We start from the raw sequence: 25,538 nt of genomic DNA on the forward strand, positions 1-25,538 counted from the left end.
CAGGGACTTTTCCCTGGCGCGGTCTTTCCGAAATCCATGGTGCATCCGCCGGGGAACGTCGCGCATTTCTCCCGGAGAGGGCGAATCCAAAGGTCCCGTGCCGCATTCCTTGCCGGTTCTCGGGCCTTTGATGAATTCCGCACAGCTCATTGCTCGGACTTTGCATAAAACTAGGGAAGAAGGTCCCTCGATACGGCCCGGGACTGCCGGGGCACGGCCGGGACCACCGAGTGCCGGGGCCACCGAGTGCCGGGGCCGCCGCGTCCCGGAGTCGCCGAGGACGAAGGGAGCGGCCCCGGCGTCTTCCCTTTTCGCGGGCCATGGGCTCGGATACCGCAATGAGCGAAGCGAGGGAGCCAGGAGTCCCCGGACGCGGCCCGACGCGGCAGGGCCTGCCCGCCCCGCCGCCGGAGGGCGCGAGCGCACTGCCCCCGGCGACGTACGAGGGAAGGACCGTGCTCGTCACCGGGGGCGGGACGGGCCTCGGCAAGGCGATCGCGGCGGAGTTCGCCCGGCTCGGCGCGGATCTGCTGCTCGTCAGCCGCGACGAGGGTCATCTCGCTGGTGCGCGGGCGGAGTTGGCCCCGTTGGGCGGGACGGTGCGGGCGGCGGCCTGCGACATCCGCGACCCGGAGCGGATCGCGGAGGTCTTCGCCGGGCACGGCACTCCGGACGTCCTGGTGAACAGTGCGGCCGCCAACTTCCCCGTACCGGCCGAGGACATGTCGCCGAACGCCTGGCGGGCGGTCGTCGACATCACGCTGACCGGGACCTGGTTCATGACCCGCGAGTTCGGGCGGAGGCACCTGGCGGCCGGGACGCCGGGGTCGGTGATCTGCGTCGGTGCGTCGTACGCGTGGACCGGCGGCCCGGGATTCGCGCACAGCTCGGCGGCCAAGGCCGGGGTGAAGAACCTGGTGGAGACGCTGGCCGTCGAGTGGGGGCCGTACGGCATCCAGATCAACGGGCTCGTCCCCGGCCTGATGCCGCACGGGGACATGACGGCGGACATCCGCGAAGGACTGCGCGCGGCAGAGTTTGGCGCGGTCCCGGACGCGCTCCCCGATCTGGGCGCGCGGCAGCCCGCGCTGCGGGTCGGGCTGCCGCGCGAGCTGGGCTGGGCGGCGGCCTTCCTCGCCTCCCCGTACGCCCGCTACATCACCGGGCACACCCTCGTCGTCGACGGGGCGAACTGGCAGCGGCGCGGCGTGGTCGGCCCGCCCGTGGTCACGGTGCGCGAGCAGCTCGGACGCGGCCCGTTCCGGTACGAAGGGTCGGCGTGAGGGCTCGCGGCTCCGGTCCGGAAGGTCCGATTGACGCCCCGATTGACGCCCCGGTTGACGCCCCGGCGGCTCAGGCCCCTTCGAACCGGGGCGCCCGCCGCGCCGCCCCCGCCGCATATCCCTCGCCCGCGTCCTCGGAGGTGAGAGTGAGGGCGGCGGCCAGGGCGGCCCGGTCCAGGGCGGAGGCCATCGCCGCGTCCGCGTAGGCGTCGATGGAGCGCTTCACGGACTGCACGGCCAGCGGTGCGTTGGCCGCGATCTCGGCGGCCACGGCGCGCGCCACATTCTCCAACTCGCCCTGCCCCACGACCTCTTGGAGAAGCCCCAGCCGCTGCGCCGTGGCCGCGTCGATGCGGCGGCCGGTCAGTGCGAGCAGCTTCGCCCAGCCCGCTCCCGCGTCCCGCGCGATGCGCAGGTCGCCGCCCGCGTCGACCGCGACACCGAGCCGGGCCTCGGGCAGCGCGAAGACGGCGTCGTCCGAGGCGATCCGGACGTCGGCCATCAGCGCCAGCTCGAACCCGAAGCCCAGGCAGTAACCCTGGACGGCCGCGACCACGGGCTGCGGAAGCCGCGCGAACGCCGCGAACCGTTCGTGCGCCCACCGGATGCCCTCGGCGTAGTTGCGGGTCCGCTGCGCGGCCGAGCGCCCGGTGATCGCACCGCCGGGCGCCGTGACGTCGATGCCCGCACAGAAGGCCCGCCCCTCGGCGCGCAGCAGCACCACACGAATGCGGTCGTCGAACCTGATCCGGTCCGCCAGCAGCCCCAGTTGACGGGTGGACTCCCAACTCCAGGCGTTGAGCTTGCCGGGGCGGCAGAGCGTGATGGTGCCGAGACCGTGCTCCCCGACCTCCAGGCGCAGCCTCTCCTGCCCCTCGGGGACGTCCGTACCGATGGTGTCGAACATCCGTCGCCCCTCCGCCACCTGACCTGACTGTCCATCAGATTACGTCAGCAGTAAGCAAGTTGAACACGTGCGAGGTCGTCAGACGGGCGGCAGTAGATCGCTTTCGCTGACCGTGTACGTCAGCGGGGGATAGCTGAAGTCCTTTTCCAGGTTCTCGCGGCGCCGCAGCCGGTAGAACTCCTGCCTCTGTTCCTCGTTTGCCAACGTGAGGCGCGCACCCTGCGGGAGGTGGGCCAGTCCGTCGCGAAACCGGACGAGGGTCTTCGACGTCCGGAAGGTCACGCCGAGCCATCGGTTGTCGACCGCCCGCCCGGGCCCGTCCAGCACGATCTTGTGCCTGAGCCGCCGGTTCGAGGCGACGGAGAACACGACGGCACCATGGTGGGCGAGCGGGATCTCCCACCTCTCGCCACCGGGCTCCTTCGACTCGAAGACCAGCTTCCTCGGCGGGCTCGCTTCCGGGTGCTCGTAGCAGGAGAACACGGCGATGGACGACTCGTCCGCCAGATCGAGGGCCTGGTCGGAATGACTGCCCATGGTGGTGTACGCCTGCGTGTAGGTCTCGATGAGGGCGTTGTTGAAGTCGGCCGAGACCGCCGTACGTTCCTGAATCTGCCGCGCCAGCCGTTCGTGCACCGCCCGGAAACGCTGTGCCGGGTCGCCGTATCGCGTGGTCGTGCGCACGAGGGGCACTCCACCCGCCTCGTCGCTCCTGGTGAGCGTGGCCCCGCGCCGCCCCTTCCCCACGTCCTCCCAACGAGCCGAAGCGGAAAGCTCCGGAAAGAGATTCCCCTCGATGGGCAGAGCGCACGAGAGGACCTCGTCCGCCGTCCTGGATGCGGGAAGCCTAGATTCGGGGGGCATCGTAATCTCCGGTGTTCATGCTGAAGGGGAAGGCGTCGCCGTAGTCGATGAACGCCGAGGTCCGGTTCTCCTCGGCGTACAGCCTGCGCAGTTCGTCCATGCCGTCCTGGGTGGGTGGCCCCAACTCCACCAGTTTTCCGGCCGACTTGAGGAAGGTGCGGCCGTTCGTGTGGACGGCTTCGGCGCTCGAACAGCGCACCACGTATCCCAAGCGGGTCGGCAGCGACTCGGCGTTCAATGCCGAGGGCCGGATTTCGTGCGTGTACAGGCGGTTGGTGGATAGCGGCATGAAGAACACGGAGCCGGGGTGGAGGGTCACCGTGAACTGCGCGGGAAGCGCGGCCCCTTCCCGTTCGCCGGTCGCCTGCTTGAGGTCCCGTTCGCCGGTCGGTTCTTTGAGGCGAAAGTGGAGTCTGGTCAGGCCGCTGACCCCCTTCATGCCGTAGTCGAAGGCGTCGTCGGCCAGTGGCTGGAGCTTGTCGAGCCGGTCGTAGAAGGTGCAGAAGGCCATGATGCCGTTGCCGGGCATGTCCTTGGTCTTGTCGGCGTGCGCCGAGATCCTGGCCTTGGTCTGCTTGCGCTCGGCCGTGGCACCGGTGTTGTGGTAGATCTGCGCGAGGACGTGATTGAGCGGCGCCTGATCCCTGAAGACGGCGGCGGCCTCGCGATTGAGGTCCGCGACGATGCGGGTGTCGGTCGGGCCGAAGCCCTCGGTCGGCCCCGAGAGATTCGTGGAGCACCGGAGCAGGCGGAAATGCAGTTCGTCACCGTTCTGGGTGACGGGCGTCAGATAGATGCCGCTGCGACGGGCCGTGCCGGGCTTGGTGGACTCCGTCAGGGACTGGAACGTGTGCTCCGTACGTATGCGTCCGAAGTAATCGGCGTCCAGGCCGAAGAAGCGGCGGTAGTACACGCCGACGCCGTGCACACGGAGGGGAATCCGGCCGACGCCGACGAAGGGCCAGGACTGTCCGTCCACACCCTCGTGGTAACCGTGCGACAGCTCCCGGACGACGAACACCCGCGCTGCCGCTCGCAGTTGGCGGCGGTTGATCCCGGAGACGTCGCCGCACAGATAGACGGTCTTCCGCGCGAGGTCGGTCGAGCCGGAGGCCAGTTCCTCCGGCGTGACGGCGGACCCGAAGAAGTCCCTGACCCCGTCGTCGTCCGCCAGCACCGAAGGCGCGACCAGGACGTTGTCCGCATCCTCGATACGGGCTTCCGTCATGTCTCTCGCGTACGTCAAGGGGTGCCCGTCTTTCAGCTGTCGGTCTTCTTCAGCTCCTCGGCGAGCATCACGAGGATGCCGCTGGGACCGCGGAGGTACGTGAGCTTGTAGACGTCCTCGTAGGTCGCCACGCCGCGCAGCGGACGGCATCCGTGCTTCGCGGCTGCCGCGAGGGCCGTGTCGATGTCGTCGACCGAGAAGGCGACGCGGTGCATGCCGATCTCGTGGGGACGCGTGGGCTCCGTCTCGATCGCTTCGGGGTGGATGTACTCGAAGAGCTCAAGGCGGCCGTTGCCGTCCGGCGTCTGAAGCATCGCGATCTTCGCGTGATTGCCGTCGAGGCCGACGGCCGTGTCGGCCCACGCACCGCTGACCGTGTCACGGCCGAGGACCGTGAGACCGAGGTCGGTGAAGAAGGAGATCGCTGCTTCGAGGTCGCGGACGGCGATGCCGACGTTCTCAAGTTTGATGCCCATGCGCGGCATGCTACCGAGCCCCCACGCGGCTGCCCGCTCGCACGACGTGATTCAGCGTACGGCTCTCACGTGTCATCAGTCGTTCCGCGCAGCGCCCGGCGCCGGTGCACCACGACGCCTCCCACCGCGAGGAGGACGGCGGCGACCACGCCCACGGCGAGGGCCGTGTTGTCGGCGAACAGCTCCGCCAGCAGCTTCAGTGCGCCGATCCCCACCCACGCGTACACCAGAGCCCAGGCCGCTCCGCCCACGAAGAGCGCCGGAAGGTAGCGGGTCAGCGGCATGCGCATGGTGCCCGCGAGGAAGTTGGCGGCGGTCTGGAAACCGACGGTGAGGAACGAGACGGCCACCACGGGTGAGCCCCACCGCTGAATCGCCCGTTCGGCACGCTGGAACTTCGGCGTGGACAGCCGGTCGGCGAACCTGCTGCGCCTGGCGCCCGCACCGGCGAGCCGTCCGACGGCGAAGGTCCCCCCGGCGCGCAGCAGGACGATCGCGTAGAGCCCGAGCGCCGTGAGTACGACGTGACCCACGACGAGACCCCCTCAGGGCTGGATCCTGGTCATGGCGCTGCTGCCACGTCCTCGGTTGTGCGGTTCGTCGTCATCGTCAGATGACAGTCCAAGGTTAAGCGAACGCCTGTGCCTCGATCGCCAGGGGTCCGCCGCACCCGGGCGACCCGCTTCCTGTTCGGCAGGCGCTGACGGCGAGCGCGGCCCGCCACTCCGTGCCCCGCCCCACGACACCCCCGTCCCACGAGCTTGCCGGAACGGCAACGCCGATCGCGCCGGACGGGTGTCGCTCGTCATGATCGACGGGTAGCCGCTTCCGCCCGCGAACCGAGGAGAAGCCCATGCAGCCCGCACCGCCCGCACCGCCCGCCGAACTCCGCCACCGCACCGTCGAGGCCCCGGCCGGGCGCCTGCACCTGGTCGAGCAGGGCACCGGCCCGCTGGTCCTGCTCGTGCACGGCTTCCCCGAGTCCTGGTACTCCTGGCGTCACCAGCTTCCGGCCCTCGCCGCAGCCGGGTACCGGGCGGTGGCCATCGACGTGCGCGGCTACGGCCGCTCCTCCCGCCCCGCCGCGACCGACGCCTACCGGATGCTCGACCTGGTGGCGGACAACGTCGCCGTCGTGCGCGCCCTCGGCGAGGAGAGCGCGGTGGTCGTCGGCCACGACTGGGGCTCCAACATCGCCTCCGTCTCCGCCCTGCTCCACCCGGAGGTGTTCCGCGCCGTCGCCCTGCTGAGCGTCCCGTACGCGCCTCCCGGCGGCCCCCGGCCCACCGACGTCTTCGACCGGATCGGCGGACCCGGGCAGGAGTTCTACGTCTCGTACTTCCAGGAGCCGGGCCGCGCCGAGCGGGAGATCGAGCCCGACGTACGGGGCTGGCTCTCCGGCTTCTACGCCGCGCTGTCCGCCGACACGATGCCCGCCGATGACGAACCCGACCCGCACTTCGTCGCCCCGGGCGGCCGGTTGCGCGACCGCTTCCCCAACGGCCCGCTCCCGGCCTGGCTGACCGAGGAGGATCTCGACGTCTATGCCGGAGAGTTCGAGCGCACCGGAATCACCGGCGCCCTCAACCGCTACCGCAACATGGACCGCGACTGGGAGGACCTCGCTCCGTACCGCGACGCACCCGTCGAGCTGCCCGCCCTTTTCATCGGCGGCACGAGGGACGCCTCCACCACGTGGATGGCCGACGCCATCCAGGCGTACCCCACCACCCTGCCCGCGCTGACCGCCTCCCACCTCCTGGACGGCTGCGGCCACTGGATCCAGCAGGAACGCCCCGAGAAGGTCAACCACCTGCTGACCGAATGGCTCGCCACCCTTCAGAAGTAGTCCCGAGTGATCCAACACCCATTCCCCGGAAGGGGGTTGCGCGATAGATTCACCACACCTTCACCACGCGCCACCACCTTCGGGAGGACACCCATGAAGAACGTCGTCGCCGCCGCCGCTCTTGCCGCAGTGGCAGCCGTCGCGGTCGCCTTCGCCGTGGTCCCCTCCGACAGCGACGCCTCCACGGCGAGCGACAGGCAGGCGGGCACGGTGAAGTCGGTGGTCGAGGCTTCCGCCGGTGACAAGAAGGTCGAGGTCATCAAGTAGCGGTGCCGGACACCGCCGGACGCGGTGACAGCGCCGCCCGCGCCTGTCGGTGCCGGGCGGCGCTCCGGCAGCGGACGCCCCCGGAAAAGAGCTTGCCGCTCGATCGGGGGCGTGTTTAGGGTGGCCTGCGTCGGCCGACAGGCCGACCGACGTGGACAGACGCAAGAGAAGGGAGGCCGCGATGTACACCCCGAATCCGGCGCTCCAGATCGTTCCTGCCGCTCCCGTGTTCAGCTGCCGGGCCCGCCAGGACATCAACTGACCCACCCACCTGATCTGGTGGCGCCTCCAGCTTGACCGCCGTGGAGGCACAGTGACGTTCCGTACGACTTTCCGTTCCACCGTCGAGGCCGACCTCGACCGACTTCTTCCGCTCCTCGTGGCGGATCCGGCCAGCTCCCTGTCGGCCCACACGTATCTGAGCAAGCTCGCCGACGGTCAGTACCGTCACGCGTGGACCTGGATCGCCGAGGACCCGTCCGGCGGTGACACCGCGCCGCTCGCGGTCGCCGTGTGGTGGGGGCTCCCGTCGGAGGCCACGCCCGGTGCGCTCGATGCGGTGTACGTCGACGAGGCGCGCGTCCCGACCGGGCAACGGGTCGCGCTGGCGGCCGAGTTGCTCGCCGCCGCGCATGCGGCGTTCAAGGAGGCGGGGGCCGCCGAGGCTCCCGCGTTCCACATCTTCGTCCCCGGGGACTACCGGGACAGGCCCGAGGTGGCCGAGGCGCTGGCCTGGCGGCAGGAGGCGGCCAGGGCCGCCGGGCTCGTGGGGTTCGTGGAGCGCCTGGGGTACGAGTGGACGCCGCAGGGCGGGCTGCGGGAGGCGGCCTCCCCGCAGTTGGTCTTCGCGGCCGAGCCCGACGACGAGGTCTTCGTCGAGCTCTTCCGGCAGGTGCTCCAGGACACCCTCGACGCGAGCACCCGGGCGGAGGCCGAGCAGATCGGGGCCGAGGCGCAGGCCCGTAACGACGTGGCGTTCTACCAGGAGCAGATGGCCGGCGAGCGGTCCTGGTGGCGGGTGGCCCGCAACGCGGCGGGCGAGGCGGTCGGGTTCGGTCTGCCCTCGCGCAACCTCGCGGGCCCGGTGGTCGGATACCTCGGCGTCCTCCCCGGGCACCGGGGCCTCGGTCACGTGGACGAGATCCTCGCCGAGATCACCGCGATCCTCGCGGCGGAGCCCGACACGTCGCGGATCCGCGCCGACACCGACCTGGCGAACCGCCCGATGGCCGCCGCCTTCGAGCGCGCGGGCTACCGGAACTTCCGCCGCCGTCTGGTCCTGTCGGCACGCCTCTAGGCACCCGTTCGTGCAGCGGGGCGACGGCCCGCACCGTGCGGTGCGGGCCGTCGCCCGTCGCGTCACAGATGTGCGGCGCGGTGCGTCGGGACGCCGTCGAGGACGGTCAACAGCACGTCTACGTCGGCCAGTTCGGTGGCGGGAACGGTGAGCGGGTCGGCGGCGAGGACCGTCAGGTCGGCGCGGTGCCCGACGGCGATCCGTCCGGCCACGCTCTCCTCGCCCGCCGCGTACGCCGCGTTGACCGTCATGCCGCGCAGCGCCTCCAGCGCGGTCAGCGCCTGCTGCGGACCGTGCGGATCCTGGCTGAGGTCGCGGGTCGGCCTGCGGTGGCGGGCCCCGGCCATGACGCCGAGCGGCGGGTACGGGGCGATGGGCCAGTCGGAGCCGAGGACCACGACGGCACCCGAGTCGTGCAGGTCGCGGCAGCGCCAGGCGTCCGAGGCACGCGGCTCGCCCAGGCGGCGGGACCAGTTGTCGGTGTGGTCGGCCCGGGTGAAGTCGCAGCAGTGGGTGGGCTGCATGGACGCCACGACCCCCAGCTCGGCGAACCGGCGCAGGGTGTCGTCCGGGACGGTCTCGATGTGCTCGACCCGGTGTCGTACCCCACGGCCGCCCAGGGCCTGCGCCTTCTCGACGGCGTCGAGCACATGGCGTACGGCCGCGTCACCGATGGCGTGGGTGGCGACGGAAACACCCGCCCGGTGCAGCTCCGCGACGATCCGGGTGTACTCCTCGGGGTCCGGCCAGAAGGCGTGCCGGGACTCGCCGTGACAGTCCGGCTGTTCCAGCCAGGCGGTGCCGTTGTCGATGGTGCCGTCCATGAAGATCTTGACACCAGCGGTCCGCCACAGCCGCCCGCCGGCCCCCTGCCGCCCGATCAGCTCACGTACCGCCTCCGCGTCGGTGCCGGGCTGGCACCAGGGGGCCACCCGCAGCCGCAGCGGCAGTTGACCCGCTGCGTCCAGCTCGGCGTAGAAGGCGAGGCTGTCGCCGTTCGCGTCCATCGCGTGCCCGCCGGTCAGTCCGGTGGCGGCCATCGCGCGCAGGGCGGCCGCGAGCCGGTCGCGGCGCTCCTCGCGCGTGGGCTGCGGGGCGACGCGCTCGACGAGTTCGCAGGCGGCGTCCTCAAGGAGCAGTCCGGTGGGCCTGCCGTCGGCGTCGCAGACCACGGCGGCGGTGGCCTGGTCGAAGGTGCGGGGCCCGTCGACCCCGGCGAGCTCCAGCGCGCGACGGCTGGCCAGTGCGGAGTGCGCGTCGAAGAGCAGCAGGTACGCGGGGACGCCGCCGAGCACCGCGTCGAACGGCGTGATGCCGACGGGGCGTTCGCCGAAGACGTTGGGGTCGAGCCCCCAGGCGTGCAGCCAGGCGCCGGGGGAGAGGTCCCGTACCGCGCCCGCGAGTGCTTCGCGCACCTGCTCCAGGTCGGCGCAGCCCGACAGGTCCAGGCCACCGGTCAGTTCCGCGCCGGACACCGGGTGGATGTGCCCGTCGACCAGACCGGGCGTCACGACCGCGCCCCCCAGGTCGATCACCGTGGTCGAGGCGTCGGCCAGGGCGCGGACGTCCCGGTCGTCCCCGAGGGCGGTGATCCGTCCGTCCGCCGAGGCGAGCGCGGTGTGCGGCAGGAACGCGCCCGAGGCCGGGTCGAGCAGACGGGCCGAGAGCAGGACGAGGGAGGTGCGCACGACAAGGGCTCCTTGGAGGCGGTCGGTTCGTGGGGCGGCGGGGCGGTCGATTCCAGGGGGTGGCGGGGCAGTCAGTCCGAGGCGGCGGCCGACAGGGCGCCCACCGGCAGGCCGAGCACGCGCTCCGCCGTCGTCATGGGCAGGCGCGCGATCTCGGGCGGGTCGTGGTCGGTGGAGGAACCGTTGACGAGCATCCCGAGGCCGTCCAGGACGACGAGGATCTGGATGGCGGCCGCCACCGGGTCCTCGGCGCGGAACTCGCCCGCCGCGACGCCGTCGCGGACGACCCCCACGAGCCGCTCGCGCCAGGTGTCCTCCTGCACGGCGACCCGCTCGCGCAGCGTGGGCCGATAGCGGCTGAGGTGCCGGGCGTTGAGCCACAGCCGACTGACGTCGTCGTACGCCTCCCCGGCCGTCCGCTCCAGGAACCGGGCCAGCCGCCGCGTCGGGGCGGCGGCGTCCGCCGGGTCGGCGGGCAGGAGTTCGTCGAGCTCCGAGCCCGCGGCGTTGCCGAACGCCTCGGCCACCAGGTCCTCCACCACGGGGAAGTAGTGGCTGATCAGACCCGGCCGGACGGCCAGCTCGTCGGCGATCCGCCGGAGCGTGATCCGCTCCAGCCCTTCGGCCAGTGCGACGACGGAGGCCGCCGCAACGATTTCCGTACGTCTGGACGCTGGAGACTTGCGGATTCGCTTGTTCGTGATGCTTGACGGCATGGAATCGATGCTATTGAGTGTGCGACCAACAAGCAAGCAGTGGGATAACAGCACACCGGAGGGGCCCCATGGCGTCCACGATTCCCGACCCGCAATCCGGCACCCTCAGCGAGAGTCCGGGGGCCCCTCCGCAGCCCGGCCGGGCGGCCCGTGTCGAGGCCCACGGCATCGACCACGTCCCGGACCACGAACGCCACGGCCACCCCCGCCGGCTCTTCTCCGTCTGGGCCGCGGCCAACGTCACGTATCTGAACCTGGTGACTGGCGGCGCCCTGGTCCTCATGGGTCTCGCCCTGTGGCAGGCCCTGGCCGTGATCGTGGTGGGCAACGTGTTCTGGCTGCTCACCGGCCTGCTCGCGATATCCGGCCCGGTGGCGGGCGCGCCGAGCGAAGTCATCACGCGGGCGATGTACGGAGTGCGCGGCAACCGCGTGAACAACGCGATCGTCGGCTGGTTGATCTCCGTCTGCTACTTCGCCCTCAACCTGGCCGCCGCCGCGACCGCCGCCTTCGCCCTGGTCGAGATGGTCGGCATCACGGCGAACACCGCCGTCAAGGTCGTCGTGGTGGTCGTCGTCGCCGCCCTCACCCTGACCATCGGCGTCTACGGCCACGGCATGATCATGAAGCTGTACCTGCCGATCACGCTCGCCCTGACCGTCGTCTTCGCCGTCGTCGCGATCGGCGTCCTCCGGCACACGGACTTCGCGTACGTACCCGCCGAACCGCTCACCGGCGCCGACCGGTGGCCCGTCCTGGTCGCGGGTGTCACCCTCATCGCGTCCGCCCCGCTCTCCTACACCACCAGCGCCGACTTCTCCCGCTACCTGCCCCGCACGACCTCCGCCAAGGCGGTCATCGGCTGGACCGCGCTGGGCGGCTTCCTGCCCGGCGCGGCCGTCGGCTCCCTCGGCGCGCTCGCCGCGACCGCCGTCGACATGACGGACCCTCAGGCGGGACTGCGGCAGCTCCTGCCCGGCTGGTTCGGCCCGGTCCTCCTGCTCGCCCTGGTCCTGGGAACCATCGCCATCAACGCCCTGACCTCCTACAGCGCGGGTCTCGCCCTCCAGGCCGTCGGCATCCGCATCCCCCGCGCCCGCAGCGTGATCGTCGACGGCGTCGTGGCCGTCGCCCTCACCCTGTACGGGCTCTTCGCGTCCGGATTCCTGGACACGGTCAGCAACGTCCTCCAGCTCACCGTCGTGCTCCTCGGCCCCGCCATGGCCGTCTACGCCACGGACATCGTGCTGCGGCGCAACCGCTACGACGGCCGGTCGCTGACGGACGAATCCCGCGAAGGCCCCTACTGGTACACCGCCGGATTCAGCCCGGCGGGCACGCTGGCCCTCGCGGGCGGTTTCACCTCGGCGGCCCTCTGCGTCAACACCCTCTACACGGGACCGATCGCCCGTGCCCTGGGCGGCGTCGACCTCGCCCTGCCGGTCGGCATGGTCGTCGCCGCGCTGATCTACACGGCCCTGGGCCGCCGCCCGGCAGCACGCACCCCCGCTGTCTGACCGGCGCCCCCACCCTCCAGCCTCCCCGGCGGGATCTGCTCCCTATCTACTCCCTCCATCTATTCCGTACCGAAGGCCGCCCATCGGCCGAGGGCGAATCCGCCGCCCTCGTGCCGGACTTCCACGGCGCCCGCGCCGCCGAAGTGCGCGGGGACGACCAACTCCCGCTCCGTGGCGGCCCGTTCGAGAATCCGGTGGCGGCTGGCCGCCGCCTGTTCCGCGTCCAGGCAGAAGCAACTGTTGCAGGAGGGGGCGAGGATCTGCACCGGGCTGTGCAGAAGATCGCCGACAAAGACCGCCCGGTCGCTCCCGGAGGCGAGCCGCAGGACCGACGAGCCGGGCGTGTGGCCCGGCGCGGACTCCAGGGTGAGGTGCTCGTCGATGCGGTGGGTGCCGTCCCACAGGACGGCCTGCCCGGCCCGGTGGACGGGCGCGACGCTGTCCTCGTACATCAGCCGGTCGGCCTCCTGGCGGCCGTTGCCGTACGCGTTGTCCGGGCCGAAGTGGAAGTCGTCGGCGGCGGGGACGAGGTACTGGGCGTTGGGAAACGTGGGCTCCCACCCTCCGTCGGCACCCACGGTGTTCCAGCCGACGTGGTCGGCGTGGACATGGGTGTTGACGACGACGTCGACGTCCTCCGGCCGGACACCGGCCCGCGCCAGCCCGCCCAGGAAGTCGCCCTGCCAGTGGTGGAACTGCGGCGAGCCGGGCCGCTCGCGCCCGTTCCCCACTCCGGTGTCGACCAGGACGGTCCGGCCGCCGCTGCGCAGCACCCAGGTCTGTAGCGCCATCACCGCCCTGTCGTCGTCCGGTTCCCAGTGACCGGGCGCCAGCCATTCCTCGTTGGCCTTCCACAGCTCGGCGCCGGACCCGGGGACCAGACCGCGTGCGGGCGCGAACGCCCCCTGCCACTCGACGACCCGGACGACCTCGACCTCGCCGAGCATGATGCTCTGACCGCTCTCGCTCTTCATGCCCTCGACTCTAGGAGGGCCCGATGAGCTGCTCAATGCCTGATCGGCTCACCTGAATACGTATGCGTCTCACCATTGGCGCTACGGATACTCTCGCCCGATGGACGTGGTGAGCGACGCGGTCGCGGCGGTACGCATCGGACGGCCCTCCTCGAACCGGGTGCGGGTGAGCGGAAGCTGGTGCACGCGGCTGGCCCCGTACGACGGGGCGGGCTTTCACGTGGTGCTGGAGGGGAGTTGCTGGCTGCTGGCCGACGGCGGCACGCCCCTCCCGCTCGGCGTGGGCGACGTGGTGCTGCTGCCGCACGGCACGGGACACGTGATCGCCGACGCCCCCGTCGACGCGGCGACCGTGGAACAGGCGGTGCCGTTCGAGCGGTGGTTCGAAGGGGACGAGGCGCGCCGCTCCCCGGCCGCCTCCGGCGAGGTGCACATGCTGTGCGGCAAGTACCGGCTCGACCGCAGTCGCACACACCCGCTCATGGCGGAACTGCCGGAGGTCGTCCACCTGCCGAACCGCGTGGGCACCCACCCCGAACTGCGCGCGGCCGTCGACCTGTTGGGCCACGAGCTGGCCGTCCAGGGACCCGGCTCGTGCATCGCGGTGCCCAGCCTGCTCGACCTCCTCCTCGTCTACATGATCCGCTCCTGGGCGGCCCAGGACACGGGCGGCACCTGGCCGGCCGTACTGGGCGACCCGGTGACCGCCGCCGCCCTGCGAGCACTGCACTCGGACCCGGCCGCCCCCTGGACCAACGACCGCCTGGCCGCCGAGGCGGGCGTCTCCCGCGCGACCCTGGCCCGCCGCTTCACCGCCCTGGTCGGCCGCCCGCCGATGGCCTACCTCACCTGGTGGCGCCTGACGTTCGCCGCCACCCTGCTCCGCGACACCCCGGACCCCCTGGCCACCGTCGCCCGCCGCGTCGGCTACGGCACCCCGTACGCCCTCTCCCACGCCTTCAGCCGGGAATTCGGCACCACCCCGGGGCAGTACCGGGCGGAGGCGGCGTCGCGAACTGCGTCCGCGTGAGCCCCGGCCGATGGCGCGAAGGTGTTACCGGTCTCTTACGGCAGGCCCCCGAGGGTCGCCGACCGGGTGCCGCCACGGGTCTACTGGGGGCGAAGAAGGCCCGGCCCCTTCACGGCCGGAACATCACAGTCCCGTGGAGTAGCCATGCCCGCACTCGGTCTGTCCCGCCGCACGATCGTCATCCTCCTCGTCGCCCTGGTGGTGGTCGCGGGAGGTGCCCTCTACGCATTTCAGCCCTGGAAGGCGTTCACCACGACCACGGTGGACGAAACCCTCCCCTCCGCCAGCGCCCCCGCCACCCCCGGGACACCGAGCACGCCGCCCCCGGGTGCCGCAGGACCGGTCGACCTCGCCCGGGGCAGCTTCGTCAGCCACGAGCACGCCACCAGCGGCACCGCGCGCACGGTCCGCCTCGCCGACGGCAAGCAGTCCGTACTGCGGCTCGAAGACCTCGCGACGTCGGAGGGTCCGGACGTACGGGTCTACCTGTCGCCCCGTGACGCCCGGTCCGCGGAGAAGGGTCTCGGCGAGGGTGCCGTGCAGCTGGGCAAGCTCAAGGGCAACCGGGGCAACCAGAACTACAGCGTCCCGGCGGGCACCGACCTGTCCGCGTTCCGCAGCGCGGTGATCTGGTGCGAGCGCTTCTCCGTCTCCTTCGGCGCCGCCGACCTGACCCCTGCCTGAGCACGGTGGGCGGGCCCGCTCAGGCGGGAGCGGGCCGGGTCTGCGCCGGAGCGGCCGGGAGGGTGACCTCGAAGCGGCAGCCGCCGGGCACGTTGCGGACCTCCGCGCGTCCGGCGTGGGCCTCGACGATGCCGCGCACGATGGCCAGGCCGAGGCCCGCTCCGGCCGGCGGGGTCCTGGCCGCCGTGCCGCGCCAGCCGGTGTCGAAGACCCGGGGCAGGTCCTCCGCCGGGATGCCGCCGCAGCCGTCCGTGACGGACAGGACCACGGAAGCGGCCCGCTGCTCGGCGGCGACCGCGACCGTACCGTCGGCCGGGGTGTGGCGGATCGCGTTGACCAGGAGGTTCGCCAGCACCCTGGTCATTTCCCTGCCGTCCACCTCCACGGGGACCGGGTCGACCCGCTCCCCGACGAGGTGCACCCCGTGCTCCCGGGCGAGCGGGTTCGCCCCGTCGAGGACTTCGCCGACGAGGTCGTACACCGACATCCGGGCCGTCTGGAGGGTGAGCGCCCCGGCATGGATGCGGGAGAGCTCGAACAGGTCGCCGACCATGGAGTTGAGCCGGTCCACCTCGGTGCGGATCTGCCGGTGGTAGCGGGCGGTGTCCCGCACGACCCCGTCCTCCAGGGCCTCGGACATGGCGCGCAGTCCGGCCAGCGGTGTGCGCAGGTCGTGCGAGATCCACGCCACCAGTTCGCGCCGGGACGCCTCCAGCGCGCGTTCGCGCTCCCGCGACGCGGCCAACCGCTCGGCCGTGGCGGCGAGTTCGCCGCTGAGCGCGGCCAGTTCGGCGGGCACGGCGTCCGAAGGCGGCGGGGTGAAGGTGCCGCCGTCCCCGAACCTCCTTGCCGCCAGGGCCAGTTGCCGGGTGCTGACGACGACGCGGCGGCCGAGCAGAAGCGCGGTGACGAGCGAGACGACGGCGGCCATGCCGACGACCAGGGTGACCACGGAGAGGTCGTGGGCGGACAGGAACATGGCCTGGGCGACGGCGAGGGTTCCCGCGAGCATCGCGGACACCGCGACCGCGGTCATCACGGTGAGCGACACCGCGATCGAGCGACGCCGCAGCAGGTGCAGGACGGCGGCGCCCAGCAGCCCGGCACCGGCCGCGCCCAGGAAGGCGTACAGGGCGATGAGCAGGATGTCTCGCACGGATCTCAGCTTTCGGTCGGCGGGTCGAAGCGGTACCCGGCGCCCCAGACCGTCTGGATGAGCCGGGGCCGGGCGGGATCCTCCTCGATCTTGCTGCGCAGGCGACGGACGTGGACGGTGACCGTGGAGAGGTCGCCGAACTCCCACCCCCACACCTCACGCATCAGCAGTTCCCGGCCGCACACCTGCCCCGGATGCCTCAGGAAGTGGGCGAGCAGGTCGAACTCCCTGAGGGTGAGGCCCAGTTCGCGACCGTCCTTGACGGCGCGCCGGGCCGTCGGATCCACCTCCAGGCCCGCTGCCCGCAGGGCAGGTCCCGGCGGCGGCGTGCGGGCGGCACGACGCAGCACCGATGTCACCCGCAGAACCAGTTCACGGGGGCTGAACGGCTTCGTGACGTAGTCGTCGGCCCCCACCTCCAGGCCGAGGATCCGGTCCTCCTCGCCGCTGCGGGCAGTCAGCATGATCACCGGAACGGGCCCTCGGGCCCGCAGCTCCCGGCAGACCTGGAGGCCGTCCATGCCGGGCAGCATCAGGTCGAGGACCACCAGGTCGGGCCGGTGCCGCTCGGCCGAGGCCAGTGCTCCGGGACCGTCGGCGGCGCGTTCCACCGCGAACCCGGCCCTCTCCAGATAGCCGGTGACCACCTCGGACACGGTCGGGTCGTCGTCCACGACCAGCACTCTCTGTACGTTCCCCATGCCCCTAGCCTCGCATCAGTGCGCGGCTTCAGCGGTCGCCGAGCCGCCGGTAGACCGACCGCAGCACGTGCTCCTTGGCCGGTCCCGTGACCCGCCACTCCAGGTGCCACTCGTCCGCCGAGCGCACCGCGTAGGTTCCCTCGTACCGGTCCGCGGCACACGGGTGGACGGCGTTCCACCAGCCCCCGCGCAGGTCGAGGGCGTGGAAGGGGCGCCCGTCGGCGAACTCGACGTCCGCCGTCCCGTCGCCCCGGGGGAGCAGCCGCAGCGTGCGGCTCGAAGGGAACGTCCCGCCGTCCCACCGGAGCGTGCCCTCCTCCTCGTGCAGCAGCAATCCGCCGGGCGCGTGCAGCAGCAGCCCGCCGGGCCCGTGGGGCGGCGACCCGTCGACCGCTGCCTCGGCGCTCCGGAAGCAGGCCGTCCCCACGAACCCGCCCGTCATGCCGAGCAGCCGGTCCTGGACGGTGCGCTCGACAGCCCAGTGACCGGCGAGGTACCCGGCCGTGTCGGCGACGCGGTACGGACTCGGAGGGGACTCGGGCGGGTGCTCACGGGACATGCGCCCATTGTCCCGCGAGCCCCGGCCCGGCCGACCGGCCCCCCTCCACCCGCAGACGCGGCCTCTCAGCCGCCTCAGCCGCCTCCGGGGTCCGGCACGCGAGAGCTCGCGCGGCCCGCGCGCTCCGTGTGCTCCGTGCTCTCCGTGCGCGTGCCGAGCCACGTGCGGATCGCGCTCGCCGTCGTACCCGCGTGCTCCTCGTTGACGCTCCAGTGGTCTCCGGGGACGTCCACGACGTCGTGCGACTGCGGCCAGGAGGCCCGCCAGCCCCCGTCCCGGGCCTCGTGTCCGCCCGGGGCCCGCGGCACCGAAACCGGTTCCGTGGCCCGAACCAGCAGGGTGGGAAAGCCTGTTGGGGCGGGCTGCCAGCCGCGCGCCATCCGGGTGTACGCCCCCAGCGCGGCCATGGAGACGTCGTCCACCGCCCCGTCGAACCGCTCGCCCATCCGCAGGGCCGCCCGGGCGGGCAGGGCGAGCAGCCACGGCTCGTCCTCGCGGTCCGGGGTGACGTGGTGGGTGTCGACGAGGACGAGCGCGGACGGCGGCGTGCCGGTCTCCGCGAGCCGGACGGCCACCGCGTGCGCGGGGCAGCCGCCCATCGAATAGCCCAGGACGACGTACGGTCGTCCGCCGAGGTGCTCGCGCAGGGTGGCGGCGTGCAGCTCCACCAGCGTCTCCCAGTCGCGCGGGACGCTGTCTCCCCGGTCGACACCGGGGTGCCGGATCTCGAAGACGTCCCGCTCGCCGTCGAAGAAGGAGGCGAGCGCCGCGTACCAGGGCCTGCCCAGGTGGGTGGCGAAGCCGGGGAAGCACACGAGTGCGGGAGCGTCGGCGCCTTCGGCCAGGTGCAGAGGTGCGAGCGCGTGCCGGGCGCTGTCAGCGCGGTCGAAGGCGGGCAGGGCGAGCGAGGCGGTCACGAGCAGATGCATCGCCGAAACGACGTCACCCGTCTCGCACACGCGCCGGTAGAGCGACGCCAGGGTCTGCGGCGGCCGTACCGCGCCGTGCGGAGCGGGTTCGGGCGTGGACTGCGGCGTGTGTACGGGCGTCGGCCCTGGCCCCGGTACGGCGGGGGCGCGGCCGGGAAGCGCGGTGCTCAGCTCCTCGTACAGATGGGCGGCCAGCCGCTCGGCGCTGGGGTGGTCGAACACGAGGGTCGGGGGCAGGGGCAGCCCGGTGAGCTCGCTCAGCCGGTTGCGCAGCAGCACACCGGTCAGGGAGTCGAACCCCAGCGAGGTCAGGGGGGCGTCGGCGGCGACGGCGGCCGCGTTCGGGTGCCCGAGCACCACGGCGATCTCCGTACGGACCAACTCCCCCGCGGCGGGCGCACGATCGGGCTCCGGCAGTGCCGCGAGCCGGTCCCGCCAGGCCACGGCCGCGCTCCCGGCCCGGTCGCCCCCGCTTCCCGCTGCCGCGCCGCCGACGGCCGGGCGGGCCGGGCGCACCAGGGCGCGCAACGGCGGGGGGATCGGCGGCCCCGCCGGACCGGGCGGCCGGGAACGGTCGAGCAGCAGCGGGGCGAGCACCGGCTCGCCGCTCTCCAACGCGGCGTCGAACATCGCCAGGCCCTGTTCGGGGGAGACCGGCCGCACAAGGCCGCCCCGGAGCCCGGCGGCGCGCCGGGTGCGGGCCGCCATCCCGTCCCCGTCCTCCCACGGCCCCCAGGCGAGGGAGAGCGCGGGCAGGCCGAGGGCCGCGCGGTGGTGCGCGAGGGCGTCCAGGAAGGCGTTGGCGGCTGCGTAGTTGGCCTGGCCGGGCTGGCCGAGCACTGCGGCCGCCGAGGAGAACAGGACGAACCGCGCGAGGGGAAGGTCCTTCGTCAGTTCGTGCAGATTCCAGGCCGCGTCGGCCTTCGGCCGCAGGACCGTGGCGAGCCGTGCGGGCGTCAGCGACTCCAGCACGCCGTCGTCCAGGACTCCGGCGGCATGGACGACGGCGGTCAGGCGGGGTGCGTACTCCTTGGTGACGGCGGCCAGTCGAGTACGGTCGGCCGCGTCGCACGCGACCACGTCCACGCGGGCCCCCGCCCGCTCCAGCGCGGACCGCAGCCGCCCGGCCCCCGGGGCGTGCGGGCCCCGGCGGCCGGTGAGGACGAGGTGGCGGACGTTGTGCCCGCGCACCAGATGGAGGGCCAGCAGGGAGCCGAGGGCGCCGGTGCCACCGGTGATCAGGACGGTGCCGCCCGCGAAGCCGTCACCGATGCGGTTGTCGGCACCACGGACGGCGACGGCGAGGCGGGGGATGCGTACCGCGCCTTCCACCAGGGCGAGTTGGGGTTCGCCCGTGGCCAGGGCGGCGGGCAGCAGGCGCAGGGACGCGGGGTCGCCGTCCGTGTCGACGAGCGTCAGGCGGCCGGGGTACTCCGCCTGCGCGGCGCGCAGCAGACCCCACACCGCTGCGGCGGGCAGGTCGGGTACGGGGGCGTGGGCATCGCGGGTCACCACGACCAGCCGGGCTCCGGGGGCCGTCTGACCGGCCTGCAACAACTCCAGGGCGCGCGTGGTCAGGGCACGGGTGGCCGCCACGGGATCGGTGGCCTCGGAGGGGGCGGCGAGGGAGACGACGACCGTCGCGGGACCGGCCTGCGGGGTGGCGGGCGGAGGGGGCAGTTCGGCCCGCAGGCCCAGGTCGTCCGGCTCGGCCACGGTCGGCACCGGTCCAGGGCCGTCCCCCGCTGTCGCGACGGAAGACCAGCGCAGCCGGTACAGCCCGGCGGCCGCGCCCAGTCCCACGGCCGAGGCGTCGGCGGACTCCGGGACGGGCCGGGTGGTCAGTGATTCCACCCGGGCCACCGGTGTGCCGGTGTGGTCGGCGAGGTCCACCGTGACCGTGTCGGGGCCGGTGGTGCGCAGCCGTACGCGCAACGCGGTCGCGCCGGTGGCGTACACCGTCGTACCGCGCCAGGCGAAGGGCAGCCGGGCGGTACCGGCGGGCGGGGCGGTGAGGACTCCGGCGTGCAGGGCCGCGTCCAGGAGCGCGGGGTGGAGGGCGTACCGCCCGGCATCGGCCGTCAGCGGCTCGGGCAGCCGTACGTCGGCGAACAGTTCCTCGTCCCGCCGCCAGGCGGCGGTGACGCCCTGGAACGCCGGGCCGTACGCGTAACCGGCGGCGGCCAGGCGTGCGTAGGCCCCGTCGAGGTCCACGGGATCCGCGCCCGGGGGCGGCCACGAACCGGCGTCGGCGTCCCGGCCGGGGCGGGCGGCGGCAGGACCGAGGCGTCCGGTCGCGTGGTGCGTCCAGGGGCCGAGGGAGCCCGTCTCCTCCGGGCGGGAGTGGACGTCGGCCGCGCGTCGGCCGGAAGCGTCCGGCTCGCCGAGGACCACTTGGACCTGGATACGGTCACCGGCCTCGGGCGGCAGGACCAGCGGGGCGAGCAGGGCGAGGTCCTCCAGGACGTCGAGCCCGCACGCCTCACCCGCGTACAGCACCATCTCGGCCAGCGCGGCACCGGGCACGAGCGGCAGCCCGGAGACGACGTGGTCGCGCAGCCACGGCTGGGACGCCGCCGACAAGTGCCCGGTGCACAGCAGCTGTTGGGTGCCGGGCACGGTCGTCGGGCGGGCCAGCAGAGGGTGGGCGCGGTCGTCCCCGGCCGGGGCGGCGGCGGTCTGGGTCAGCCAGGAGTGCTGCCGCTGGAAGGGGTAGGTCGGCAGCTCCACCCGGCGGGCTCCGCTGTCCGCGTACACCCGCCGCCAGTCCACCGGCAGCCCGTGCACGTGGAGCCGGGCGAGAGCGGCCAGAACAGTCGCGGCCTCCGGCTCCTTGGCCCGTACGAAGGCCGTGAGCAGCGGCCGCTTCTCGCCGTCGACCAGGCCGGTGTCGGCGGCGGCCGCCGCGGTCAGCGGCGCCCCGGGCCCGATCTCCGCGAAGGCGGTGACCTGCTCGTCGTGGGCCAGCCGGTGCAGCGCGTCGCCGAAGCGCACGGTTTCGCGGACGTGACGCACCCAGTAGGCGGCCGAGCGCAGCTCGTCCCCGACGGCCGGCCGGCCGGTGAGGCCCGACACCACCGGGACGCGGGGTGCCCGGTACTCCAACCGCTGGGCGACGCGGCCGAATTCCTCAAGCATCGGCTCCATCAAGGGGGAGTGGAAGGCATGGCCGACCCGCAGCCGCGTGGTGCGGCGACCGAGCCGGGCGAACCGGTCCGCGACGGCGAGGACGGCCGCCTCGTCCCCGGAGACGACGACGGAGCGCGGCCCGTTCACGGCGGCGACGGCAACACGGCCCACAAGCCCGGAACCGCTCGGTGGACCGGAGTCGCCCGGTACATCCGAGACGCCCGCCGGACCGGAGTCGCCGCCCGGACTCGCGTCGCCCCCCGCGCCGGAAAGCTCCGCCAGCACCCTCGCCACCTCGTTCTCCGTGGCGTCCAGCGCCACCATGGCCCCGGTTCCCGGCAGTTGGCGCATCAGGCGGCCTCGGGCCGCCACCAGTTCCACCGCGTCCCGTTCCGACAGGATGCCCGCCGCGTGGGCCGCCGCCAGTTCGCCGACCGAGTGTCCGGCCAGGACGTCCGGCCGTACACCCCACGACTCCAGCAGCCGGAACAGCGCGACCTCGAAGGCGAACAGGCCCGCCTGCGCCACGTCCGTCCGGTCCAGCAGGGCCGCCTCACGGGTGCCCTCCCGCGCCCACAGCACCGTACGCAACGGATGGTCCAGTCGGCTGCCGCCGCATCCGTCGTACGCGTCCAACCGGTCGCACAAGGCGTCGAAGACGGCCGCGAAGACGGGGAAGGCCCCGTGCAACTCGCGTCCCATGCCGGGCCGTTGCGCTCCCTGGCCGGAGAACAGCAGCGCGAGCCGACCGGCGGTCGAGGCCGCCCGACCGGTCGGAGCCGGGCCGTCGGTGCCGGTCCCCGCCCAGGAATCCAGCGCGGTCAGCAGCGACGCGCGGTCGGAGCCGGGCAACGCCGCCCGGTGGGGGAGCGCGGCACGGGTCGTGGCCAGTGAGAACGCGACGTCCAGGGGGGACAGTTCGGGCCGCTCGCGCAGCAGGGAGGCGATCAGCCGGGCCTGTGCGCGCAGGGCCCCGGTGTCCGCACCGGACAGCAGCAGGGGCGGCGTCCACTGCCACCGCCCGGCGTCCTGCCGCGCAGCGGGCACCACCGGCTCCCCGGGCGGGGCCTGCTCCAGGATGACGTGGGCGTTGGTCCCGCCGATGCCGAACGCGGAGACCCCGGCCCGGCGCGGGCTGCCGGGCGCCGGGAGCCACTCCCGCTCCCGCGTCAGGAGCCGTACGGCGGCCGACGACCAGTCCACCTGGGGCGAAGGCTCCTCGCAGTGCAGGATGCGGGCGTGCTGCCCGTGCCGCATGGCCAGGACGGTCTTGATGACGCCGCCGACCCCGGCGGCGGCCTGGGTGTGCCCGATGTTGGACTTCAGCGCGCCGAGCCACAACGGCCGGTCGGCGGGTCGCTCGCGCCCGTACACCGCCTGGAGCGCCTGCGCCTCGATGGGGTCGCCGAGCGCGGTGCCGGTGCCGTGCGTCTCGACCGCGTCGATGTCCGTGGGGGAGAGACCGGCGTCGGCCAGCGCCTGACGGATCACCTCCTGCTGGGCGGGACCGCTGGGCGCGGTCAGCCCGTTGGATGCGCCGTCGGAGTTGACGGCCGAGCCGCGCAGCAGCGCCAGCACCGGGTGGCCGTTGCGCCGGGCGTCGGACAGCCGCTCCAGCAGGACCAGGCCCACACCCTCCGACCAGGCAGCGCCGTCGGCCGATGCGGAGAACGACTTGCACCGCCCGTCCGGGGCCACCCCGCGCAGCCTGCTGAACGCGACGAAGGGCGCCGGGGTGGACATCACCGTGACCCCTCCGGCCACGGCCAGCGAGCACGTGCCCGACCGCAGCGCCCGCGCCGCCGCGTCCATCGCCACCAGCGACGACGAGCAGGCGGTGTCGACCGTGACGGCGGGTCCGTGCAGGCCCAGGGCGTACGCGATGCGCCCCGAGGCGACGCTGCCCGCCGAGCCCAGTGCGAGGTGCGCCTCCAGCTCGTGCGCCCCCTGGTGCAGGAAGCGCGCGCCGTAGTCGGCGTGCATCATGCCGACGAACACGCCGGTGTCGCTGCCGCGCAGGGCCGCCGGGTCGATGCCCGCCCGCTCGCAGACCTCCCAGGAGGTCTCCAGGAGCAGCCGCTGCTGCGGATCGGTGGCCAGCGCCTCGCGCGGGGACATGCCGAAGAAGGCCGCGTCGAAGTCGGCCGCGCCGCGCAGGAATCCGCCCCGGCGGGTGACGGAGGTGCCGAGCCGGTCCGGGTCGGGGTCGAAGAGCCCCACCGGTGCCCAGCCCCGGTCCGTGGGGAAGCCGGAGGTCGCGTCGACGCCGTCGTTGACCAGCCGCCACAGCTCCTCGGGGGAGGTCACGTCCGGTCCGCCGCCCGGATAGCGGCACGCCATGGCGACGATGGCCACCGGGTCGTCCGACGGCTCGTCAGGAATGGTTCGGCTGCTGCTCGTACGGGGCGACTGCTCCGGGTTCTCGAACAGCTCGGCGGCCAGGAAGTCGGCCACGGCGGCAGGCGTCGGGCGGTCGAAGACCAGGGTCGCGGGCAGGGCGAGACCGGTCGCCGCACCGAGCCGGTCGCGCAGCAGGACGCCCCCGAGCGAGGTGAGCCCGAACGCGGTGAAGGGCAGCCGGGGCTCCAGCGGCAGCGCGCCCCCGTCGCAGGTCCGCTCCGTGCAGTCGAGGACGACGCGCAGCACGGCGGCGTACCGCAGGGACGGCGCCAGCTCCAGCAGCCGCTCGCGCAGCGCGGACGCGGCGGCCGTCCGGTCCGTGGCCAGCCGGTCCGCCAACTCCCTTACGAGAGCCGGGCGGTCGGTCTTCCCGGTGGCCGTGCGCGGCACGACGCCCACCTCGTACACCTCGTCGGGCACCTTGAAGCCCGACAACCGTTCCTGGCAGTACGTGCGCAGCCCAGCGGTGTCGACCCCGTCCGGGCCCGCCACCACGAACGCGACGGGCACCTCGCCCAGCGCGTCGTGCGGCCGGGCGACGACGGCCGCGTCCGAGACGCCGGGGAAGCCGAGCAGCACCTGCTCGACCTCGACTGGGTTGATGTTCTCGCCCCCTCGGATGATCAGTTCCTTGACCCGGCCGGTGACGTGCAGACGGCCGCTGTCCAGGCGGCGGCCGAGGTCGCCCGTGCGGTACCAGCCGTCCCGGAACGCCCGCGCGGTCTCCTCGGGCCGACGGTGGTAGCCGATCATCAGGCTCGGCCCGCGCACCCAGATCTCCCCCTCGCCCTCGACCGTCCCGCCGCTCACGGGATCGGCCAGCCGGATCTCGACCCCGGGCACCGGCAGCCTGCCCAAGTCGTCGTTCCCGGGGTGCTCGAAGGGCCTGACCGCGATCTTCCCGCACGTCTCGGTGGAGCCGTAGCCGTCGAGCAACGGCACGCCGGTCACCTCTTCCACGGCCGTACGCAGCGCCGGGGGACACGGCGCCCCGGCGGTCACGCACAGCCGCAGCCCCGACGGCCGTCGGCCCTCGCCCACCGAGTCCACCAGCAGGTGATACGTGGCGGGCACTCCGGCCAGGACGCTGAACTCCCCCTCGGCGACCGCCTCCGCGACACTCGCCCCCCGCTCCAGGAGGTAGGCACCCGCCCCCACCGCGACCACGCCCAGCACGCACAGCGAGTGCGCGTACGCGTGGAACAACGGCAGCGGACACAGCAGTTGGTCTTCGGGCCCCAGCCCCCACAGCGGTACGTACGCCGAGGCCACCGACCACAGCCAGGCGCGCTGGCTGGAGACGACGCCCTTGCCGGTGCCCGTGGTGCCCGACGTGTAGTGGATCCAGGCGGGGTCGTCCAGACCGAGGTCGTCACGGGCCGGAAGGCCGGGTTCCGTCCGCATCAGCTCCTCGTACGCGACCGAGCCCGCAAGCCCCCCACCGGCCCCGCCCACCACGACCACACGCAACCGGGGCCGCCCGGCGGCCAGTCGGGCGACCCTCGGCAGCGACGCCTCCTCGGTGACGATCGCGACCGCGCCGCAGTCGTCGAGGAAGTACGCCAGCTCGGCCTCGGCGGCACCGGGGTCGAGGGCCACGCCCACCGCTCCCGCCCGCAGGACCGCCAGGCAACTCTCCACCCACTCCACGCGGTTGCCCAGATGGAGCGCCACCCGTTCCCCGGGCCGCACTCCCAGCCCCGCCAGATGACCCGCGAGCCGCGCGGTCCGGCTCTCCAACTCCCGGTACGTCACGACCCGCCGGGCGTCCGCGAAGGCGGTCCTGTCCCCCCGGCGCTCCGCGTGGGCCTTCAGCACCCCGGGCACCGCACGGATCAGATCGTCACGTACCTCGGCCATCCCCACCCCTTCGCCACGGAACAC

General features: G+C 73.3%; 19 protein-coding genes. 7 read left to right on the plus strand and 12 right to left on the minus strand.

Annotated features, from left to right (window positions below; translation table 11 throughout):
• Window positions 1–338: 338 nt before the first annotated feature.
• Window positions 339–1,283 carry an SDR family oxidoreductase gene (locus OG897_RS28550; RefSeq protein WP_266661136.1) on the plus strand — a complete coding sequence of 315 codons (945 nt, stop codon included), beginning with the start codon at window positions 339–341 and terminating at the stop codon, window positions 1,281–1,283.
• A 70-nt stretch (window positions 1,284–1,353) separates the two neighbouring features.
• Here OG897_RS28550 and OG897_RS28555 read toward each other — a convergent pair whose 3' ends face one another.
• The 5 genes from OG897_RS28555 to OG897_RS28575 form a co-directional block, all read right to left on the minus strand.
• Window positions 1,354–2,190, minus strand: coding sequence for an enoyl-CoA hydratase/isomerase family protein (locus OG897_RS28555; protein WP_266661138.1), 837 nt, complete (start codon window positions 2,188–2,190; stop codon window positions 1,354–1,356).
• A 78-nt stretch (window positions 2,191–2,268) separates the two neighbouring features.
• The gene (locus OG897_RS28560; protein ID WP_266661140.1) at window positions 2,269–3,054 is read right to left on the minus strand and encodes a hypothetical protein; all 786 of its coding nucleotides are present in this window, start codon (window positions 3,052–3,054) and stop codon (window positions 2,269–2,271) included.
• The gene (locus OG897_RS28565) at window positions 3,038–4,282 is read right to left on the minus strand and encodes a hypothetical protein (protein ID WP_266661142.1); all 1,245 of its coding nucleotides are present in this window, start codon (window positions 4,280–4,282) and stop codon (window positions 3,038–3,040) included. The genes OG897_RS28560 and OG897_RS28565 overlap by 17 nt, the downstream gene beginning before the upstream one ends.
• Before the next feature lie 32 nt (window positions 4,283–4,314).
• Window positions 4,315–4,758, minus strand: coding sequence for a VOC family protein (locus OG897_RS28570; RefSeq protein ID WP_266661144.1), 444 nt, complete (start codon window positions 4,756–4,758; stop codon window positions 4,315–4,317).
• Between the two features lie 65 nt (window positions 4,759–4,823).
• A complete protein-coding gene (locus OG897_RS28575) occupies window positions 4,824–5,291 on the minus strand; it encodes a DedA family protein (protein WP_266661146.1) in 468 nt (155 codons plus the stop codon).
• A gap of 320 nt (window positions 5,292–5,611) precedes the next feature.
• On the opposite strand from OG897_RS28575, the gene OG897_RS28580 reads away from it, so the two are divergent.
• The 3 genes from OG897_RS28580 to OG897_RS28590 all read left to right on the plus strand — a co-directional run bounded on the left by OG897_RS28580 (window position 5,612) and on the right by OG897_RS28590 (window position 8,171).
• The gene (locus OG897_RS28580; RefSeq protein WP_266661148.1) at window positions 5,612–6,607 is read left to right on the plus strand and encodes an alpha/beta fold hydrolase; all 996 of its coding nucleotides are present in this window, start codon (window positions 5,612–5,614) and stop codon (window positions 6,605–6,607) included.
• A 93-nt stretch (window positions 6,608–6,700) separates the two neighbouring features.
• On the plus strand, window positions 6,701–6,874 hold the full coding sequence (locus tag OG897_RS28585) for a hypothetical protein (RefSeq protein WP_266661150.1): 174 nt from the start codon (window positions 6,701–6,703) through the stop codon (window positions 6,872–6,874).
• A 313-nt stretch (window positions 6,875–7,187) separates the two neighbouring features.
• Window positions 7,188–8,171, plus strand: a complete 984-nt coding sequence (locus tag OG897_RS28590) for a GNAT family N-acetyltransferase (protein ID WP_266661152.1) — start codon at window positions 7,188–7,190, stop codon at window positions 8,169–8,171.
• Window positions 8,172–8,233: 62 nt separating this feature from the next.
• Here OG897_RS28590 and OG897_RS28595 read toward each other — a convergent pair whose 3' ends face one another.
• The gene (locus OG897_RS28595; RefSeq protein ID WP_266661154.1) at window positions 8,234–9,859 is read right to left on the minus strand and encodes an amidohydrolase; all 1,626 of its coding nucleotides are present in this window, start codon (window positions 9,857–9,859) and stop codon (window positions 8,234–8,236) included.
• Between the two features lie 71 nt (window positions 9,860–9,930).
• Window positions 9,931–10,575 carry a TetR/AcrR family transcriptional regulator gene (locus tag OG897_RS28600; RefSeq protein ID WP_266661156.1) on the minus strand — a complete coding sequence of 215 codons (645 nt, stop codon included), beginning with the start codon at window positions 10,573–10,575 and terminating at the stop codon, window positions 9,931–9,933.
• 68 nt (window positions 10,576–10,643) lie between these two features.
• Here OG897_RS28600 and OG897_RS28605 point away from each other — a divergent pair, with 68 nt between their 5' ends.
• Window positions 10,644–12,092 (plus strand): cytosine permease, encoded by a 1,449-nt coding sequence (locus OG897_RS28605; protein WP_266661158.1) that lies wholly within the window; start codon window positions 10,644–10,646, stop codon window positions 12,090–12,092.
• A gap of 59 nt (window positions 12,093–12,151) precedes the next feature.
• On the opposite strand, the gene OG897_RS28610 is transcribed toward OG897_RS28605, so the two are convergent.
• On the minus strand, window positions 12,152–13,066 hold the full coding sequence (locus OG897_RS28610) for an MBL fold metallo-hydrolase (RefSeq protein ID WP_266661160.1): 915 nt from the start codon (window positions 13,064–13,066) through the stop codon (window positions 12,152–12,154).
• Window positions 13,067–13,166: 100 nt separating this feature from the next.
• Here OG897_RS28610 and OG897_RS28615 point away from each other — a divergent pair, with 100 nt between their 5' ends.
• Window positions 13,167–14,096 carry an AraC family transcriptional regulator gene (locus OG897_RS28615; RefSeq protein WP_266661162.1) on the plus strand — a complete coding sequence of 310 codons (930 nt, stop codon included), beginning with the start codon at window positions 13,167–13,169 and terminating at the stop codon, window positions 14,094–14,096.
• A 144-nt stretch (window positions 14,097–14,240) separates the two neighbouring features.
• Complete coding sequence (locus tag OG897_RS28620) at window positions 14,241–14,780, plus strand: DM13 domain-containing protein (protein WP_266661164.1); 540 nt, start codon at window positions 14,241–14,243, stop codon at window positions 14,778–14,780.
• 19 nt (window positions 14,781–14,799) lie between these two features.
• Here the strand turns inward: OG897_RS28620 and OG897_RS28625 are convergent, their stop codons facing one another.
• From OG897_RS28625 to OG897_RS28640, 4 genes are all read right to left on the minus strand, one after another.
• Window positions 14,800–15,936 (minus strand): sensor histidine kinase KdpD, encoded by a 1,137-nt coding sequence (locus OG897_RS28625; RefSeq protein WP_266661166.1) that lies wholly within the window; start codon window positions 15,934–15,936, stop codon window positions 14,800–14,802.
• 5 nt (window positions 15,937–15,941) lie between these two features.
• Entirely contained in the window at window positions 15,942–16,637 is a 696-nt protein-coding gene (locus OG897_RS28630) for a response regulator transcription factor (RefSeq protein WP_266661168.1), read from the minus strand.
• Between the two features lie 28 nt (window positions 16,638–16,665).
• Window positions 16,666–17,196, minus strand: a complete 531-nt coding sequence (locus OG897_RS28635; protein WP_266661170.1) for a DUF6314 family protein — start codon at window positions 17,194–17,196, stop codon at window positions 16,666–16,668.
• A 74-nt stretch (window positions 17,197–17,270) separates the two neighbouring features.
• Complete coding sequence (locus OG897_RS28640) at window positions 17,271–25,514, minus strand: type I polyketide synthase (protein WP_266661172.1); 8,244 nt, start codon at window positions 25,512–25,514, stop codon at window positions 17,271–17,273.
• Window positions 25,515–25,538 lie beyond the last annotated feature (24 nt).

This window comes from Streptomyces sp. NBC_00237, assembly GCF_026342435.1.
GTDB lineage: Bacteria > Actinomycetota > Actinomycetes > Streptomycetales > Streptomycetaceae > Streptomyces.